Genomic DNA, 17,181 nt, shown 5'->3' with positions numbered 1-17,181 from the left:
AATTCCGAAACCCCAATTGCGAAAGCAGTTGGGGTTTTGTTTTGCCTGCGAGAAATGTGTCCGCTTGATTTCTATGCAACAGCCCGGGGCATGGCTATTATGCGGGCCTCATTGTGAGGCGATACCTGCATGCTGACGTTGTTGAATCTACTGAAGGATGGACGATTCCATTCCGGACAGGACCTGGGCGTTGCCCTGGGAATAAGCCGAAGTGCTGTATGGAAGCAGCTACAACAGCTTGAAGCTGAACTTGGCCTGTCGATCCATAAAGTTCGCGGTCGCGGATATCAATTGTCGACGCCTCTGGCGCTCCTTGATCCTCTTGAAATAACCAGGAAGATGCCTCAATGGCCGGTGCGTGTGTTCGACTCTGTTGACTCGACAAATGCCGAAGCTCTGCGCTCTATCAGTGATGGCGCCGCTGCGCCGTTTTTGGTGCTCGCGGAGCGACAATTGGCAGGCCGTGGTCGTCGAGGTCGTAAGTGGGTAAGCCCATTTGCAGAAAATCTTTATTACAGCCTTGTACTCCGCATCGAAGGCGGCATGCGTCAGCTTGAGGGATTGAGCCTTGTTGTTGGCTTGGCGGTGATGCAGGCCTTGCGAAACACCGGTGTGCCCAATGCCGGTTTGAAGTGGCCCAATGATGTTTTGGTGGGTAACAAGAAAATAGCTGGCATTCTGCTCGAACTCGTCGGCGATCCGGCGGATGTGTGTCATGTTGTATTGGGTATAGGAATCAACGTGAATATGCAGGTTGCCGATGAGGTCGACCAGCAATGGACTTCTATAAAACTGGAGTCAGGCAAAGCCTGCGATCGCAATGCTCTGGTGGTTGAATTGAGTAATCAACTCAAGACTTATATCCATAAACACCAGCTCAACGGGTTCGCAAGTCTGCAGGCAGAATGGGCGGAAAATCATCTGTGGCAGGGGCGTTCCGTGTCATTGATCGCGGGTAACAGCCGTATCCATGGAATAGTGCTCGGGATTGATAACCAAGGCGGGTTGCGCTTGATTGTAGATGGTGTTGAAAAGGCCTTTAGTGGCGGAGAGCTCAGCCTGAGGTTGCGTGATGATTCTTGAGCTTGACTGCGGCAATAGCTTTATAAAATGGCGCGTGCTGGATGCGTCGGCGAGCGAGCTGGTCTCGGAAGGAGTTGTGGATTCCAATCAGGCTTTGCTTGAGAGCCTACGCATCATAAAGTCACTCTCGCTGCGCAAGTGTCGTTTGGTAAGCGTCAGGACCAACGAGGAAACCAGCGCTTTAACCGAAATGCTTGAGCGCGAGTTCAGTATTCCTATCGTGTGTGCGAAGCCCGCTCGCGAGATGTCTGGTGTTCGAAACGGCTACGAAGACTATGAGCGTCTGGGGCTTGATCGCTGGCTGGCGATGCTTGGCGGCTTTCACCTGGCTGCCGGGAGTGCTTGTCTGGTTCTCGACTTCGGTACCGCGGTTACTGCCGATTTTGTCGGGCCTGACGGTGAGCATCTCGGTGGGTTCATTTGTCCAGGCATGCCTTTGATGCGAAACCAGCTTCGCACCCATACCCGTAAAATTCGTTATGGTGATGAGGCGGCAGAGCGCGCCCTTTCCAGTCATGTCCCGGGGCGTACCACCGTGGAAGCGGTGGAGCGGGGTTGTTCTTTGATGCTGAGGGGCTTTGTTCTCACTCAATTAGAGCTGGCTCGAGCGTACTGGGGAGAGCAATTCACCGTCTTTATTACGGGAGGGGATGCCGAGTTGGTTAAAGGCGTCGCGCCTGACGCCAGGGTTGTGCCCGACCTGGTTTTTGTCGGCTTGGCGATGGCGTGTCCCTTGTCCTGAGGTTTATATGCGTTGGTTGTTCCTGCTCCTAGTGGTTCTCAATGTTTTTTACTATGTCTGGCATCAGCAGGAAGCGCCCTTGCGAGCCAAAGATGTAACGCCCCTTAGTCTGTATCGCGGTGCGCAGCAGGATATCCGTCTACTGAGCGAAACTGCTGGTGAAAGCGGGAGAGGGCAGGTGGTGCCGCGTCAGCAGTGTCTTTTCCTTGGTGGATTTTCTGAAGAGGATTCAATTGCCAGGTTGCAACAGCGCCTGGTGGCGATGAAGGTCAATGCTCAATCCGTGCCGAAAGCTGCTGCAGGAAGCGGTTACTGGCTTGCAGTTGCGCCGGATGGCCAGCCGTTGTTGGGCGAACAGCAGTTGCAAAACCTTTCCAAGGAATTCAATGGGTTAAAACATAAAATAATGCTGTGCGAAGGGGTTGCACCTGCTCAATAGTTTGCATAGAATGGCGCCCGCTCCACAGCGAACACCTTAAACGGGATTCGAAGTGAAGCGTGTCAACGCAGCTAACCTCAGGTTTTTAAATGAGAAAATGCTTGACAGGGGTTTGGCATGATATAGAATGCCGGCCTGATTAGGAGGGGTTCCCGAGCGGCCAAAGGGATCAGACTGTAAATCTGACGTCTACGACTTCGAAGGTTCGAATCCTTCTCCCTCCACCAGATTTAAGCGTGAGCTGCAGGCTCCGCGGGTATAGTTTAGTGGTAGAACCTCAGCCTTCCAAGCTGATGATGCGGGTTCGATTCCCGCTACCCGCTCCAAGTTTGCAGGTTGTGCAAAAGGGTTTTGCTCTTGTAGCTCAGTTGGTAGAGCACACCCTTGGTAAGGGTGAGGTCAGCGGTTCAAATCCGCTCAAGAGCTCCATATAACAAGGCAGATATGAAAATATCTGCCTTTGTTTTAATGGTTGATATTGTTTGTCTAATTTCTTCTGTAGAGGGTGATATCGATGGCTAAGGAAAAATTTGATCGTTCCCTGCCCCACGTCAACGTTGGCACCATTGGTCACGTTGACCACGGTAAAACCACTCTGACTGCTGCTCTGACTCGCGTCTGCTCCGAAGTTTTCGGTTCGGCCGTCGTTGAATTCGACAAGATCGACAGCGCACCAGAAGAAAAAGCTCGCGGTATCACCATCAACACCGCGCACGTTGAGTACAACTCGAAGATCCGTCACTACGCTCACGTTGACTGCCCAGGTCACGCTGACTACGTGAAGAACATGATCACCGGTGCTGCCCAGATGGACGGCGCGATCCTGGTTTGCTCGGCCGCTGATGGTCCGATGCCACAAACCCGTGAGCACATCCTGCTGTCCCGTCAGGTAGGCGTTCCGTACATCGTGGTCTTCCTGAACAAGGCTGACCTGGTAGACGACGCTGAGCTGCTGGAACTGGTTGAGATGGAAGTTCGTGACCTGCTGTCGACCTACGACTTCCCAGGCGACGACACTCCGATCATCATCGGTTCGGCTCGTATGGCGCTGGAAGGCAAAGACGACAACGAAATGGGCACCACTGCCGTTCGTAAACTGGTTGAAACTCTGGATACCTACATCCCAGAACCAGTTCGTATGATCGACAAGCCATTCCTGATGCCAATCGAAGACGTGTTCTCGATCTCGGGTCGCGGTACTGTTGTGACTGGTCGTATCGAGCGCGGTATCGTTCGCGTTCAGGATGCTCTGGAAATCGTTGGTCTGCGTGACACCACCACCACCACCTGCACCGGTGTTGAGATGTTCCGCAAGCTGCTCGACGAAGGTCGTGCTGGCGAGAACTGCGGCGTTCTGCTGCGTGGTACCAAGCGTGACGACGTTGAGCGTGGCCAGGTTCTGGTCAAGCCAGGTTCGGTCAAGCCGCACACCAAGTTCACCGCAGAAGTTTACGTTCTGAGCAAGGAAGAAGGCGGTCGTCACACTCCGTTCTTCAAAGGCTACCGTCCACAGTTCTACTTCCGTACTACTGACGTGACTGGTAACTGCGAGCTGCCAGAAGGCGTTGAAATGGTAATGCCAGGTGACAACATTCAGATGACTGTTACCCTGATCAAAACCATCGCGATGGAAGACGGTCTGCGTTTCGCTATCCGTGAAGGCGGTCGTACCGTCGGCGCTGGCGTCGTAGCCAAAATCATCGAATAAGCGGTTGTAATGTATTTTTCGGGCCGGCATAATGGTCGGCCTGATTTTGTTTTAGGTCAGTAGCTCAATTGGCAGAGCGACGGTCTCCAAAACCGTAGGTTGGGGGTTCGATTCCCTCCTGACCTGCCAGATTCACTCGGTGTGTCTGGCTTTCTTTTCACAGGATCTTCATAGATGACTCCTAAAGCTGAAGCTCAAGGCTCTCGCTTCGATCTGCTCAAGTGGCTTGTAGTAGTCGCTTTGGTAGTTGTTGGCGTTGTTGGCAATCAGTATTACGCTGCGTCGCCGATCCTGTACCGTGTACTCGCTTTGCTTGCCATTGCTGCTGTAGCTGCCTTTGTAGGCCTGCAGACCGCGAAGGGCAAGTCTTTCTTTGTACTGGTTAAGGAAGCTCGCACCGAGATTCGTAAAGTCGTGTGGCCAACTCGCCAAGAAACCACGCAAACCACGCTGATTGTCGTGGCTGTTGTTCTGGTTATGGCGTTGCTGTTGTGGGGTCTTGATTCCCTGCTCGGCTGGCTTGTTTCCTTGATTGTCGGCTAAGGGTGTCCCGTGGCTAAGCGTTGGTATGTTGTGCATGCTTACTCGGGTTACGAGAAGCATGTGATGCGCTCGCTGATCGAGCGCGTAAAGCTGGCTGGCATGGAAGATGGCTTCGGCGAGATTCTGGTTCCCACTGAAGAAGTGGTAGAGATGCGTAACGGCCAGAAGCGCAAAAGCGAACGGAAGTTCTTCCCAGGCTATGTGCTGGTCCAGATGGATATGAACGAGGGTACTTGGCACTTGGTCAAGGATACTCCTCGGGTGATGGGGTTCATCGGCGGTACTGCCGACAAGCCTGCACCAATTACCGATAAAGAGGCAGAAGCGATTCTGCGTCGCGTTGCTGATGGTAGCGACAAGCCGAAGCCGAAGACGTTGTTCGAGCCAGGCGAGACGGTACGTGTCAATGACGGTCCATTCGCTGATTTCAATGGCGTTGTGGAAGAAGTTAACTACGAAAAGAGCCGGATCCAAGTGGCAGTGCTCATTTTCGGTCGCTCTACTCCGGTGGAGCTCGAGTTCAGTCAGGTCGAGAAGGTCTAACTGGACAAGCAATCCCAACCCCGCAGCCTTAGGCTGTGGGGTTTTGTCGTCACTGGGATAAACGCGCAAGTAACCGGGGAGCCTTTCGAGGCGTTCGAACCCGTAATTGGAGTGCCTCATGGCCAAGAAGATTACCGCTTACATCAAGCTGCAAGTGAAGGCCGCTCAGGCTAACCCAAGTCCACCGGTTGGTCCTGCTCTGGGTCAGCACGGCGTGAACATCATGGAATTCTGCAAGGCTTTCAACGCCCGTACTCAGGGTCTTGAGCCAGGTCTGCCGACTCCAGTGATCATCACTGTCTACAGCGACCGTAGCTTCACTTTCGAAACCAAATCCACCCCTGCTTCGGTTCTGTTGAAGAAGGCGGCCGGTCTGACCAGCGGTTCCGCTCGTCCGAACACCGTTAAGGTTGGCACTGTTACCCGTGCTCAGCTGGAAGAAATCGCGAAAACCAAAAACGCGGATCTGACTGCAGCTGATATGGATGCAGCCGTGCGTACTATCGCCGGTTCTGCTCGTAGCATGGGCCTTAACGTGGAGGGTGTGTAATGGCTAAGCTGACCAAGCGTCAAAAGGCTATCGCCGGCAAAATCGAAGCAGGCAAGGCCTACAACATTGTAGACGCCGCTGCTCTGCTGGCCGAGCTGTCGACTGTCAAGTTCAGCGAGTCGTTCGACGTTGCTGTAAACCTGGGTGTAGACCCGCGTAAATCTGACCAGGTTGTTCGTAGCGCTACTGTGCTGCCACACGGCACTGGCAAGACCGTTCGCGTTGCTGTGTTCACCCAGGGTCCAGCTGCTGAGGCCGCTCTGGCTGCCGGCGCTGACCGTGTAGGTATGGACGACCTGGCTGCCGAAATGAAAGGCGGCGACCTGAACTATGACGTAGTGATCGCATCCCCGGATGCCATGCGCGTTGTAGGTCAGTTGGGTCAGATCCTCGGTCCACGCGGCCTGATGCCTAACCCGAAAGTAGGCACCGTAACTCCAGACGTAGCCAACGCGGTCAAGAACGCCAAAGCTGGTCAGGTTCGTTATCGCACCGACAAAAACGGCATCATCCACACTTCCGTTGGCAAGATCGGCTTCGACGCCGTCAAGCTGAAGGAAAACGTTGAAGCCCTGATCGCTGATCTGAAGCGTATCAAGCCAGCTTCCTCGAAAGGCATTTACGTCAAGCGCGTTACCCTGAGCACCACTATGGGCCCAGGTCTGGTTATCGATCAGAGCTCGCTCGACGCGTAAGACAAAGGTTGGCGCGGATTGTCGCGCCAATTGAAAGATTGGGGTCCCTGCCTGGCGGGGGCTATCCAAGACCGTAGGCGGCGCAAGCCTTAAACCTCAAGCCTACGCAGATGGTGCTCCCGGTTCCTTACCGAATCAGACACCAAAACGACATTCGGTTCCGATCGAATGAAACGGTAACAAGCAGGAGTTAAACCCGTGGCAATTAATCTCGAAGACAAGAAGGCCATCGTCGCTGAAGTCAACGAGGCTGCCAAAGTCGCTCTGTCCGCTGTCGTGGTTGATGCACGTGGCGTAACAGTAGGCGCAATGACCGGACTCCGTAAAGAGGCTCGTGAAGCTGGCGTTTACGTACGTGTTGTACGTAACACCCTGCTCAAGCGCGCTGTTGCTGACACTCAATACAGTGTCCTCAACGACGTGTTCACCGGCCCGACCCTGATTGCATTCTCGAACGAACATCCGGGCGCTGCTGCCCGTATCTTCAAAGAGTTTGCCAAGGGTCAGGACAAGTTCGAGATCAAGGCAGCTGCGTTCGAGGGCAAGTTCCTCGCAGCTAATCAGATCGACGTACTGGCAACTCTGCCGACCCGTGACGAAGCAATTTCTCAGCTGATGAGCGTGATTCAAGGCGCAACCAGCAAATTGGCTCGTACTCTGGCGGCAATTCGCGACCAGAAAGAAGCTGCCGCAGCCTAAGGCTCGTCACTTCTCGCGTTTTTTGTTTATTTCGATGGTCGCGTAGGCCGTCCCCCAATTCAGGAATTGAGTCATGTCTCTGACTAACGAACAAATCATCGAAGCAATCGGCCAGAAATCCGTAGTGGAAATCGTTGAGCTGATCAAAGCGATGGAAGAAACCTTCGGTGTTACCGCTGCTGCCGCTTCGGCTGGCCCAGCTGTAGCTGCTGCAGCTGTTGAAGAGCAAACCGAGTTCAACGTTGTTCTGCTGGAAGCTGGCGAGAAGAAGGTTAACGTGATCAAGGCAGTTCGTGAACTGACCGGTCTGGGCCTGAAAGAAGCCAAAGAGAAAGTAGACGGCGCTCCTCAGGTTGTAGCTGAAGGCGTTTCGAAAGAAGCGGCTGAAGACGCCAAGAAGAAGCTGGAAGAAGCAGGTGCTAAAGTCGAGCTGAAGTAAGCATCGACTTTGCTCCTCCAGCCCGAGCGTCAAGCGACAGGCTGATGGCTGGTGGCTCTTGCCACCGGCCTTTTTCCGTTATTGGCAGCCGACTGGGTCGGTGCTGATAAAGGCGCTGTAACCACCCGATGCGGTGGCGCAAACCATGGGGTTTGCACGATTTTCTGGCTGCTCCCGTCGGGAGGGGCCAAACAAGCAGGTGACCAAGCTGGGGAACGCTGATGGCTTACTCATATACTGAGAAAAAACGTATCCGCAAGGACTTTAGCAAGTTGCCGGACGTCATGGATGTGCCTTACCTCCTGGCCATCCAGCTGGATTCGTATCGTGAATTCTTGCAAGCGGGAGCGACTAAAGATCAGTTCCGCGACGTGGGCCTGCATGCGGCCTTCAAATCCGTTTTCCCGATCATCAGCTACTCCGGCAATGCTGCGCTGGAGTACGTCGGTTATCGCCTGGGCGAACCGGCATTTGATGTCAAAGAATGCGTATTGCGCGGTGTAACTTTCGCCGTACCTTTGCGGGTAAAAGTGCGCCTGATCATTTTCGACAAAGAATCGTCGAACAAAGCGATCAAGGACATCAAAGAGCAAGAAGTCTACATGGGTGAAATCCCCCTGATGACTGAGAACGGTACCTTCGTAATCAACGGTACCGAGCGTGTTATCGTTTCCCAGCTGCACCGTTCCCCGGGCGTGTTCTTCGACCACGACCGCGGCAAGACGCACAGCTCCGGCAAACTGCTGTACTCGGCTCGCATCATTCCTTACCGCGGTTCGTGGCTGGACTTCGAATTCGACCCGAAAGACTGCGTCTTCGTGCGTATCGACCGTCGTCGCAAACTGCCGGCTTCGGTACTGCTGCGCGCACTCGGTTACACCACCGAAGAAGTGCTGGACGCGTTCTACACCACCAACGTATTCCACCTGAGCGGCGAAACCCTCAGCCTGGAACTGGTGCCGTCGCGCCTGCGTGGTGAAGTTGCGGTTCTGGACATCCAGGACGAGAAGGGCAAGGTCATCGTTGAGCAAGGCCGCCGTATTACCGCGCGCCACATCAACCAGATCGAAAAAGCCGGTATCAAGACGCTGGACGTGCCACTGGACTACGTCCTTGGTCGCACCACCGCCAAGGCTATCGTGCACCCGGCTACCGGCGAAATCCTGGCCGAATGCAACACCGAGCTGAACACTGAAGTCCTGGCTAAAATCGCCAAGGCTCAGGTCGTTCGCATCGAGACCCTGTACACCAACGACATCGACTGCGGTCCGTTCGTCTCCGACACGCTGAAGATCGACTCCACCAGCAACCAATTGGAAGCGCTGGTCGAGATCTATCGCATGATGCGTCCAGGCGAGCCGCCAACCAAAGACGCTGCCGAGACCCTGTTCAACAACCTGTTCTTCAGCCCTGAGCGCTATGACCTGTCTGCGGTCGGCCGGATGAAGTTCAACCGTCGTATCGGTCGTACCGAGATCGAAGGTTCGGGCGTGCTGTGCAAGGAAGATATCGTCGCGGTCCTGAAGACTCTGGTCGACATCCGCAACGGTAAAGGCATCGTCGATGACATCGACCACCTGGGTAACCGTCGTGTTCGCTGCGTAGGCGAAATGGCCGAGAACCAGTTCCGCGTTGGCCTGGTACGTGTTGAGCGTGCGGTCAAAGAGCGTCTGTCGATGGCTGAAAGCGAAGGCCTGATGCCGCAAGACCTGATCAACGCCAAGCCAGTGGCTGCGGCGGTGAAAGAGTTCTTCGGTTCCAGCCAGCTGTCGCAGTTCATGGACCAGAACAACCCGCTGTCCGAGATCACCCACAAGCGTCGTGTCTCTGCACTCGGCCCTGGTGGTCTGACTCGTGAGCGCGCGGGCTTCGAAGTCCGTGACGTACACCCGACTCACTACGGTCGTGTCTGCCCGATTGAAACGCCGGAAGGTCCGAACATCGGCCTGATCAACTCCCTGGCTGCGTACGCTCGCACCAACCAGTACGGCTTCCTGGAAAGCCCGTACCGCGTGGTGAAAGAGGGTGTGGTCACCGACGAGATCGTGTTCCTGTCCGCTATTGAAGAAGCCGATCACGTGATCGCGCAGGCTTCGGCGACCATGAATGAGCAGAAAGTCCTGATCGACGAACTGGTTGCCGTACGTCACCTGAACGAATTCACCGTCAAGGCGCCGGAAGACGTCACCCTGATGGACGTTTCGCCGAAGCAGGTTGTATCGGTTGCAGCATCGCTGATTCCGTTCCTCGAGCACGACGACGCCAACCGTGCGTTGATGGGTTCGAACATGCAGCGTCAGGCTGTACCGACTCTGCGCGCTGACAAGCCGCTGGTAGGTACCGGCATGGAGCGTAACGTAGCCCGTGACTCCGGCGTTTGCGTCGTGGCTCGTCGTGGTGGCGTGATCGACTCCGTAGACGCCAGCCGTATCGTGGTTCGTGTTGCCGATGACGAAGTTGAAACCGGTGAAGCCGGTGTCGACATCTACAACCTGACCAAATACACCCGCTCGAACCAGAACACCTGCATCAACCAGCGTCCGCTGGTGCGTAAAGGTGATCGCGTTCAGCGTAGCGACATCATGGCCGACGGCCCGTCCACCGACATGGGTGAACTGGCACTGGGTCAGAACATGCGCATCGCGTTCATGGCATGGAACGGCTTCAACTTCGAAGACTCCATCTGCCTGTCCGAGCGTGTGGTTCAGGAAGACCGTTTCACCACGATCCACATTCAGGAACTGACCTGTGTGGCCCGTGACACCAAGCTTGGCCCAGAGGAAATCACTGCGGACATCCCGAACGTGGGTGAAGCTGCACTGAACAAGCTGGACGAAGCCGGTATCGTTTACGTAGGTGCTGAAGTAGGCGCAGGCGACATCCTGGTTGGCAAGGTCACTCCGAAAGGCGAGACCCAACTGACTCCGGAAGAAAAACTGCTGCGTGCAATCTTCGGTGAAAAAGCGAGCGACGTTAAAGACACGTCCCTGCGCGTGCCAACCGGCACCAAAGGTACTGTCATCGACGTACAGGTCTTCACCCGTGACGGCGTTGAGCGTGATGCTCGTGCACTGTCGATCGAGAAGTCCCAGCTGGACGAGATCCGCAAGGATCTGAACGAAGAGTTCCGCATCGTTGAAGGCGCGACTTTCGAGCGTCTGCGTTCCGCACTGGTAGGCCACAAGGCTGAAGGCGGCGCCGGCCTGAAGAAAGGTCAGGACATCACCGACGAAGTACTCGACGGTCTTGAGCACGGCCAGTGGTTCAAACTGCGCATGGCTGAAGATGCTCTGAACGAGCAGCTCGAGAAGGCTCAGGCCTACATCGTTGATCGTCGCCGTCTGCTGGACGACAAGTTCGAAGACAAGAAGCGCAAACTGCAGCAGGGCGATGACCTGGCTCCAGGCGTGCTGAAAATCGTCAAGGTTTACCTGGCAATCCGTCGCCGCATCCAGCCGGGCGACAAGATGGCCGGTCGTCACGGTAACAAGGGTGTGGTCTCCGTGATCATGCCGGTTGAAGACATGCCGCACGATGCCAATGGCACCCCGGTCGACGTGGTCCTCAACCCGCTGGGCGTACCTTCGCGTATGAACGTTGGTCAGATCCTCGAAACCCACCTGGGCCTCGCGGCCAAGGGTCTGGGCGAGAAGATCAACCGGATGGTCGAAGAGCAGCGTAAAGTCGCTGAACTGCGCACCTTCCTGGACGAGATCTACAACCAGATCGGCGGTCGTAACGAAGATCTGGACAGCTTCTCCGATCAGGAAATCCTCGATCTGGCGAACAACCTGCGTGGCGGCGTTCCAATGGCCACTCCAGTGTTCGACGGCGCCAAGGAAAGCGAAATCAAGGCCATGCTGAAACTGGCAGACCTGCCGGAAAGCGGCCAGATGCAACTGACCGACGGCCGTACCGGCAACAAGTTCGAGCGTCCAGTTACCGTTGGCTACATGTACATGCTGAAGCTGAACCACTTGGTAGACGACAAGATGCACGCGCGTTCTACCGGTTCTTACAGCCTGGTTACCCAGCAGCCGCTGGGTGGTAAGGCGCAGTTCGGTGGTCAGCGTTTCGGGGAGATGGAGGTCTGGGCACTGGAAGCATACGGTGCTGCTTACACTCTGCAAGAAATGCTCACAGTGAAGTCGGACGATGTGAACGGCCGTACCAAGATGTACAAGAACATCGTGGATGGCGATCACCGTATGGAGCCGGGCATGCCCGAGTCCTTCAACGTGTTGATCAAGGAAATTCGTTCCCTCGGCATCGATATCGATCTGGAAACCGAATAACACGTGACGCGAATCGAGAGCGGGGCAGGAATGCCCGCTCTCTGCTCCGCCAGGAGGAAAGGCCTTGAAAGACCTACTGAATTTGCTGAAAAACCAGGGTCAAGTCGAAGAGTTCGACGCCATCCGCATCGGATTGGCCTCGCCGGAGATGATCCGTTCGTGGTCGTTCGGTGAAGTTAAAAAGCCGGAAACCATCAACTACCGTACGTTCAAACCCGAGCGTGACGGCCTGTTCTGCGCCAAGATCTTTGGTCCGGTAAAGGATTACGAGTGCCTGTGCGGTAAGTACAAGCGCTTGAAACACCGTGGTGTGATCTGCGAGAAGTGCGGCGTTGAAGTTGCACTGGCCAAGGTTCGTCGTGAGCGCATGGCGCACATTGAACTGGCTTCGCCGGTTGCCCACATCTGGTTCCTGAAATCGCTGCCGTCGCGTATCGGCCTGCTGATGGACATGACCCTGCGTGATATCGAACGCGTTCTCTACTTCGAGAGCTATGTCGTTATCGATCCAGGCATGACCACCCTTGAAAAAGGTCAGTTGCTGAACGACGAGCAGTATTTCGAAGCGCTGGAAGAGTTCGGTGACGATTTCGACGCCCGCATGGGTGCCGAAGCTGTCCGTGAACTGCTGCACGCTATCGACCTGGAGCACGAGATTGGCCGTCTGCGCGAAGAGATTCCGCAAACCAACTCGGAAACCAAGATCAAGAAGCTGTCCAAGCGTCTGAAGTTGATGGAAGCCTTCCAGGGTTCCGGCAACCTGCCAGAGTGGATGGTGCTGACCGTTTTGCCGGTTCTGCCGCCAGATCTGCGTCCACTGGTCCCGCTGGATGGCGGTCGTTTCGCGACCTCCGACCTCAACGATCTGTATCGTCGAGTGATCAACCGTAACAACCGTTTGAAGCGCCTGCTGGATCTGTCCGCGCCGGACATCATCGTGCGCAACGAAAAGCGTATGTTGCAGGAAGCGGTCGATGCACTGCTCGACAACGGTCGTCGTGGCCGCGCTATCACTGGTTCCAACAAGCGTCCTCTGAAATCCCTGGCTGACATGATCAAGGGTAAGCAAGGTCGTTTCCGTCAGAACTTGCTCGGTAAGCGTGTTGACTATTCCGGTCGTTCGGTAATTACCGTAGGCCCGACCCTGCGTCTGCACCAGTGCGGTCTGCCGAAGAAGATGGCTCTCGAGCTGTTCAAGCCGTTCATTTTCGGCAAGCTGGAAATGCGTGGTCTGGCGACCACCATCAAAGCGGCCAAGAAAATGGTCGAGCGCGAGTTGCCAGAGGTTTGGGACGTTCTCGCTGAAGTGATTCGCGAACACCCGGTTCTGCTCAACCGTGCACCGACCCTTCACCGTCTGGGTATCCAGGCGTTTGAACCGGTACTGATCGAAGGTAAGGCTATCCAGCTGCACCCTCTGGTCTGCGCCGCGTACAACGCCGACTTCGACGGCGACCAAATGGCCGTGCACGTACCGCTGACGCTGGAAGCCCAGCTCGAAGCGCGTGCGTTGATGATGTCGACCAACAACATTCTGTCGCCAGCCAACGGTGAGCCAATCATCGTTCCGTCGCAGGACGTTGTATTGGGTCTGTACTACATGACTCGTGAAGCGATCAACGCCAAGGGCGAAGGTCGTGTGTTCGCGGATCTGCAGGAAGTCGACCGTGTGTTCCGTGCCGGCGAAGCCGCACTGCACGCCAAGGTCAAGGTTCGTATCAACGAAACCGTCAACGACCGTGACGGCAACAGCGTGAGCGGTACCCGTATCGTCGACACCACTGTCGGCCGTGCGCTGCTGTTCCAGGTTGTGCCAAAAGGTCTGTCGTTCGACGTCGTCAACCTGCCGATGAAGAAAAAGGCGATCTCCAAGCTGATCAACCAGTGCTACCGCGTGGTTGGTCTGAAAGAGACCGTGATCTTCGCTGACCAGTTGATGTACACCGGTTTCGCGTACTCGACCATCTCCGGCGTTTCCATCGGTGTTAACGACTTCGTTATCCCGGATGAAAAAGCCCGCATCATCGGTGCAGCCACCGACGAAGTGAAAGAGATCGAGAGCCAGTACGCCTCCGGCCTGGTAACCCAGGGCGAGAAGTACAACAAAGTGATCGACCTCTGGTCGAAAGCGAACGACGAAGTTTCCAAGGCGATGATGGCCAACCTCTCGAAAGAGAAAGTCATCGACCGTCACGGCGACGAAGTCGACCAAGAGTCTTTCAACTCGATGTACATGATGGCCGACTCGGGTGCGCGGGGTTCCGCAGCACAGATTCGTCAGCTGGCCGGTATGCGTGGTCTGATGGCCAAGCCGGACGGTTCCATCATTGAAACGCCGATTACTGCGAACTTCCGTGAAGGTCTGAGCGTACTTCAGTACTTCATCTCGACTCACGGTGCTCGTAAAGGTCTGGCGGATACCGCGTTGAAAACTGCGAACTCCGGTTACCTGACTCGTCGTCTGGTAGACGTGGCGCAGGATCTGGTAGTAACCGAGATCGATTGCGGCACCGAACACGGTCTGCTGATGACTCCGCACATTGAAGGCGGTGACGTTGTAGAACCGTTGGGTGAGCGCGTATTGGGTCGTGTCATTGCCCGTGACGTGTTCAAGCCGGGTACCGAGGACGTTATCGTTCCTGCCGGCACTCTGGTTGACGAGAAGTGGGTCGAGTTCATCGAGCTGAACAGCATCGACGAAGTGATCGTGCGTTCGCCGATCAGCTGCGAAACCCGCTACGGCATCTGCGCCAAGTGCTACGGCCGTGATCTGGCTCGTGGTCACCAGGTGAACATCGGTGAAGCGGTCGGCGTTATCGCTGCCCAGTCTATCGGTGAGCCGGGTACCCAGCTGACCATGCGTACGTTCCACATCGGTGGTGCGGCAAGCCGTACTTCCGCAGCCGACAGCGTTCAGGTGAAGAATGGCGGTACCGTCCGTCTGCACAACCTGAAGCACGTTGAGCGAGTGGATGGCCATCTGGTTGCTGTGTCCCGTTCCGGTGAGTTGGCAATTGCGGACGACTTCGGTCGTGAGCGCGAGCGTTACAAGCTGCCGTACGGTGCTGTGATTTCGGTTAAGGAAGGTGACAAGGTCGACGCTGGCGCAATCGTGGCCAAGTGGGATCCGCACACTCACCCGATCGTTACCGAAATGAAAGGTACCGTGACCTACGTGGGCATGGAAGAAGGCATCACGATCAAGCGTCAGACTGACGAATTGACCGGTATGACCAACATTGAAGTACTCGACGCGAAAGATCGTCCAGCTGCCGGCAAGGAAATCCGTCCAGCAGTGAAGATGGTCGACGACAACGGCAAGGATCTGTTGCTGCCAGGCACTGACGTTATCGCTCAGTACTTCCTGCCAGCCAACGCCCTGGTCGGTGTGGCTGACGGTGCGAAGATTGCGATCGGTGACGTTATCGCTCGTATCCCGCAGGAAACTTCGAAGACCCGTGACATCACCGGTGGTCTGCCGCGTGTTGCGGACCTGTTCGAAGCCCGTCGTCCGAAAGAAGCGTCGATTCTGGCTGAAGTCAGCGGCACCATCGCGTTCGGTAAAGAGACCAAAGGCAAGCGCCGTCTGGTCATTACCCCGAACGACGGTAGCGATCCGTACGAAGAGCTGATTCCGAAGTGGCGTCACCTGAACGTCTTCGAAGGCGAACAGGTAAACCGCGGCGAAGTTATCTCCGACGGTCCAAGCGATCCGCACGACATCCTGCGTCTGCTGGGTGTAAGCGCGCTGGCCAAGTACATCGTCAACGAGATCCAGGACGTTTATCGTCTGCAAGGCGTGAAGATCAACGACAAGCACATCGAGACCATCCTGCGTCAGATGCTGCGTAAAGTTGAGATCTCCGAGTCCGGCGATTCCAGCTTCATCAAGGGCGACCAGATGGAACTGACTCACGTTCTGGTAGAGAACGAGCGTCTGAGCGCGGAAGACAAGTTTGTCTCCAAGTTCACTCGCGTTCTGCTGGGTATCACCAAGGCGTCGTTGTCCACCGAATCGTTCATCTCGGCGGCTTCCTTCCAGGAAACCACCCGCGTACTGACCGAAGCGGCAGTCACCGGCAAGCGCGATTACCTGCGCGGCCTGAAAGAAAACGTAGTCGTGGGTCGTCTGATCCCGGCCGGTACCGGTCTTGCCTATCACAGCGAGCGCAAGCGTCGCCGTGATGCCGACAAGCCGTTGCGCGTAAGCGCCAGTGAAGTGGAAGCTGCACTGACCGAAGCGCTGAACTCGAGCGGTAACTGAGTTCTGCGATAAACGAGCGTGAGGCCCTGATCGCTCCGTTCGTCGAATCGAGACATCAAGTCAAGGTTCGATGGGCGGGGAGGTCGGGGCCTTGCCTTGACTGGAATCAAGATCCTCTTTAGACTCTTGATCCCCTAAATTTGGCGGGAATTCGTTCCTGCCATTTTGCTTTTCTTGCAAGACAATAGCGTCGCAAGACAACAGTGGAGCTAGTAGATGGCAACTATCAACCAGCTGGTACGTCAGCCGCGTAAGCGTATCGTCGAGAAATCCGACGTACCTGCGCTGCAGAACTGCCCGCAACGTCGTGGCGTGTGCACCCGTGTGTACACCACCACGCCGAAAAAACCTAACTCGGCACTGCGTAAAGTATGCCGTGTGCGTCTGACCAACGGTTTCGAGGTTTCCTCGTACATCGGCGGTGAAGGCCACAACCTGCAAGAGCACAGCGTGGTACTGATCCGCGGCGGTCGTGTAAAAGACTTGCCAGGTGTTCGTTACCACACCGTTCGCGGCTCCTTGGATACTTCCGGCGTTAAAGGCCGTAACCAGGGTCGTTCGAAGTACGGTACCAAGCGTCCGAAGTAATCGGCCGTTTTGCAGATTTTTATTTTATTGAGTCGATAAGAGTAAGGTCGGGCACGCATCCTCTGGATCTGTCCCGAGCTAACCTGAAGACCGCTTGAGGGCTTATCATGCCAAGACGTCGCGTAGCAGCAAAGCGTGAGATTCTGGACGATCCGAAATACGGAAGCCAGATCCTCGCCAAATTCATGAACCACGTTATGGAAAGCGGCAAGAAGGCCGTTGCCGAGCGTATCGTTTATGGTGCCCTGGAAACCGTTGCGGCCCGTAAGGCTGGCACCGATCCCCTGGAACTCTTCGAAAAAGCACTCGACGCCATCGCTCCGCTGGTCGAAGTGAAGTCGCGCCGCGTTGGTGGTGCTACTTACCAGGTTCCGGTCGAGGTTCGTCCTTCCCGTCGTAACGCTCTGGCAATGCGCTGGTTGGTAGACTTCGCCCGTAAGCGCGGCGAGAAGTCTATGGCTCTGCGTTTGGCTGGCGAACTGCTGGATGCTGCTGAAGGTAAAGGTGCTGCTGTTAAGAAGCGTGAAGACGTGCACCGTATGGCCGAAGCTAACAAAGCTTTCTCGCACTACCGCTTCTAATTTTAGCTTCAC

Annotated in this window: 14 protein-coding genes and 4 tRNA genes; all 18 read left to right on the top strand. The window is 55.7% G+C overall.

Annotation, left to right across the window (positions count from 1 at the left end):
* The first annotated feature begins 129 nt into the window (after nt 1-129).
* Nucleotides 130-1,083 carry a bifunctional biotin--[acetyl-CoA-carboxylase] ligase/biotin operon repressor BirA gene (birA, locus tag D8U60_RS19255; protein WP_130900686.1) on the top strand — a complete coding sequence of 318 codons (954 nt, stop codon included), beginning with the start codon at nt 130-132 and terminating at the stop codon, nt 1,081-1,083.
* Nucleotides 1,073-1,825 carry a pantothenate kinase gene (locus tag D8U60_RS19250; RefSeq protein ID WP_130900685.1) on the top strand — a complete coding sequence of 251 codons (753 nt, stop codon included), beginning with the start codon at nt 1,073-1,075 and terminating at the stop codon, nt 1,823-1,825. The genes birA and D8U60_RS19250 overlap by 11 nt, the downstream gene beginning before the upstream one ends.
* Before the next feature lie 7 nt (nt 1,826-1,832).
* Entirely contained in the window at nt 1,833-2,264 is a 432-nt protein-coding gene (locus D8U60_RS19245) for a hypothetical protein (protein WP_130900684.1), read from the top strand.
* Nucleotides 2,265-2,406: 142 nt separating this feature from the next.
* Nucleotides 2,407-2,491: transfer RNA gene (locus D8U60_RS19240), tRNA-Tyr, on the top strand.
* A 25-nt stretch (nt 2,492-2,516) separates the two neighbouring features.
* Nucleotides 2,517-2,590, top strand: a tRNA-Gly gene (locus D8U60_RS19235).
* Nucleotides 2,591-2,617: 27 nt separating this feature from the next.
* A tRNA-Thr gene (locus tag D8U60_RS19230) sits at nt 2,618-2,693 on the top strand.
* Nucleotides 2,694-2,778: 85 nt separating this feature from the next.
* The gene (gene tuf, locus D8U60_RS19225; protein ID WP_130900682.1) at nt 2,779-3,972 is read left to right on the top strand and encodes an elongation factor Tu; all 1,194 of its coding nucleotides are present in this window, start codon (nt 2,779-2,781) and stop codon (nt 3,970-3,972) included.
* Nucleotides 3,973-4,025: 53 nt separating this feature from the next.
* Nucleotides 4,026-4,101 (top strand) — tRNA-Trp (locus D8U60_RS19220).
* A 45-nt stretch (nt 4,102-4,146) separates the two neighbouring features.
* Entirely contained in the window at nt 4,147-4,515 is a 369-nt protein-coding gene (secE, locus tag D8U60_RS19215) for a preprotein translocase subunit SecE (protein ID WP_016772937.1), read from the top strand.
* A gap of 9 nt (nt 4,516-4,524) precedes the next feature.
* The gene (nusG, locus tag D8U60_RS19210) at nt 4,525-5,058 is read left to right on the top strand and encodes a transcription termination/antitermination protein NusG (RefSeq protein WP_007957598.1); all 534 of its coding nucleotides are present in this window, start codon (nt 4,525-4,527) and stop codon (nt 5,056-5,058) included.
* Between the two features lie 118 nt (nt 5,059-5,176).
* Nucleotides 5,177-5,608 (top strand): 50S ribosomal protein L11, encoded by a 432-nt coding sequence (gene rplK, locus D8U60_RS19205; protein ID WP_003176435.1) that lies wholly within the window; start codon nt 5,177-5,179, stop codon nt 5,606-5,608.
* Entirely contained in the window at nt 5,608-6,303 is a 696-nt protein-coding gene (gene rplA, locus D8U60_RS19200) for a 50S ribosomal protein L1 (RefSeq protein WP_024014523.1), read from the top strand. The genes rplK and rplA overlap by 1 nt, the downstream gene beginning before the upstream one ends.
* A 198-nt stretch (nt 6,304-6,501) precedes the next feature.
* On the top strand, nt 6,502-7,002 hold the full coding sequence (rplJ, locus tag D8U60_RS19195) for a 50S ribosomal protein L10 (RefSeq protein ID WP_008081912.1): 501 nt from the start codon (nt 6,502-6,504) through the stop codon (nt 7,000-7,002).
* Nucleotides 7,003-7,075: 73 nt separating this feature from the next.
* A complete protein-coding gene (rplL, locus tag D8U60_RS19190) occupies nt 7,076-7,441 on the top strand; it encodes a 50S ribosomal protein L7/L12 (protein ID WP_007962228.1) in 366 nt (121 codons plus the stop codon).
* Between the two features lie 221 nt (nt 7,442-7,662).
* The gene (gene rpoB, locus D8U60_RS19185) at nt 7,663-11,736 is read left to right on the top strand and encodes a DNA-directed RNA polymerase subunit beta (RefSeq protein WP_016772939.1); all 4,074 of its coding nucleotides are present in this window, start codon (nt 7,663-7,665) and stop codon (nt 11,734-11,736) included.
* Between the two features lie 64 nt (nt 11,737-11,800).
* Nucleotides 11,801-16,000, top strand: a complete 4,200-nt coding sequence (gene rpoC, locus D8U60_RS19180; protein ID WP_016772940.1) for a DNA-directed RNA polymerase subunit beta' — start codon at nt 11,801-11,803, stop codon at nt 15,998-16,000.
* Nucleotides 16,001-16,216: 216 nt separating this feature from the next.
* Entirely contained in the window at nt 16,217-16,588 is a 372-nt protein-coding gene (rpsL, locus tag D8U60_RS19175) for a 30S ribosomal protein S12 (protein WP_003186084.1), read from the top strand.
* A gap of 107 nt (nt 16,589-16,695) precedes the next feature.
* Nucleotides 16,696-17,169 carry a 30S ribosomal protein S7 gene (gene rpsG / locus D8U60_RS19170; RefSeq protein ID WP_016772941.1) on the top strand — a complete coding sequence of 158 codons (474 nt, stop codon included), beginning with the start codon at nt 16,696-16,698 and terminating at the stop codon, nt 17,167-17,169.
* The last annotated feature ends 12 nt before the right edge of the window (nt 17,170-17,181 follow it).

It is taken from the genome of Pseudomonas sp. Sample_11 (assembly GCF_004307505.1).
Taxonomy (GTDB): Bacteria; Pseudomonadota; Gammaproteobacteria; order Pseudomonadales; family Pseudomonadaceae; genus Aquipseudomonas; species Aquipseudomonas atacamensis.
The sequence above is the reverse complement of the archived record's forward strand: the minus strand, read 5'-3'. Positions and strand labels throughout refer to the sequence as shown.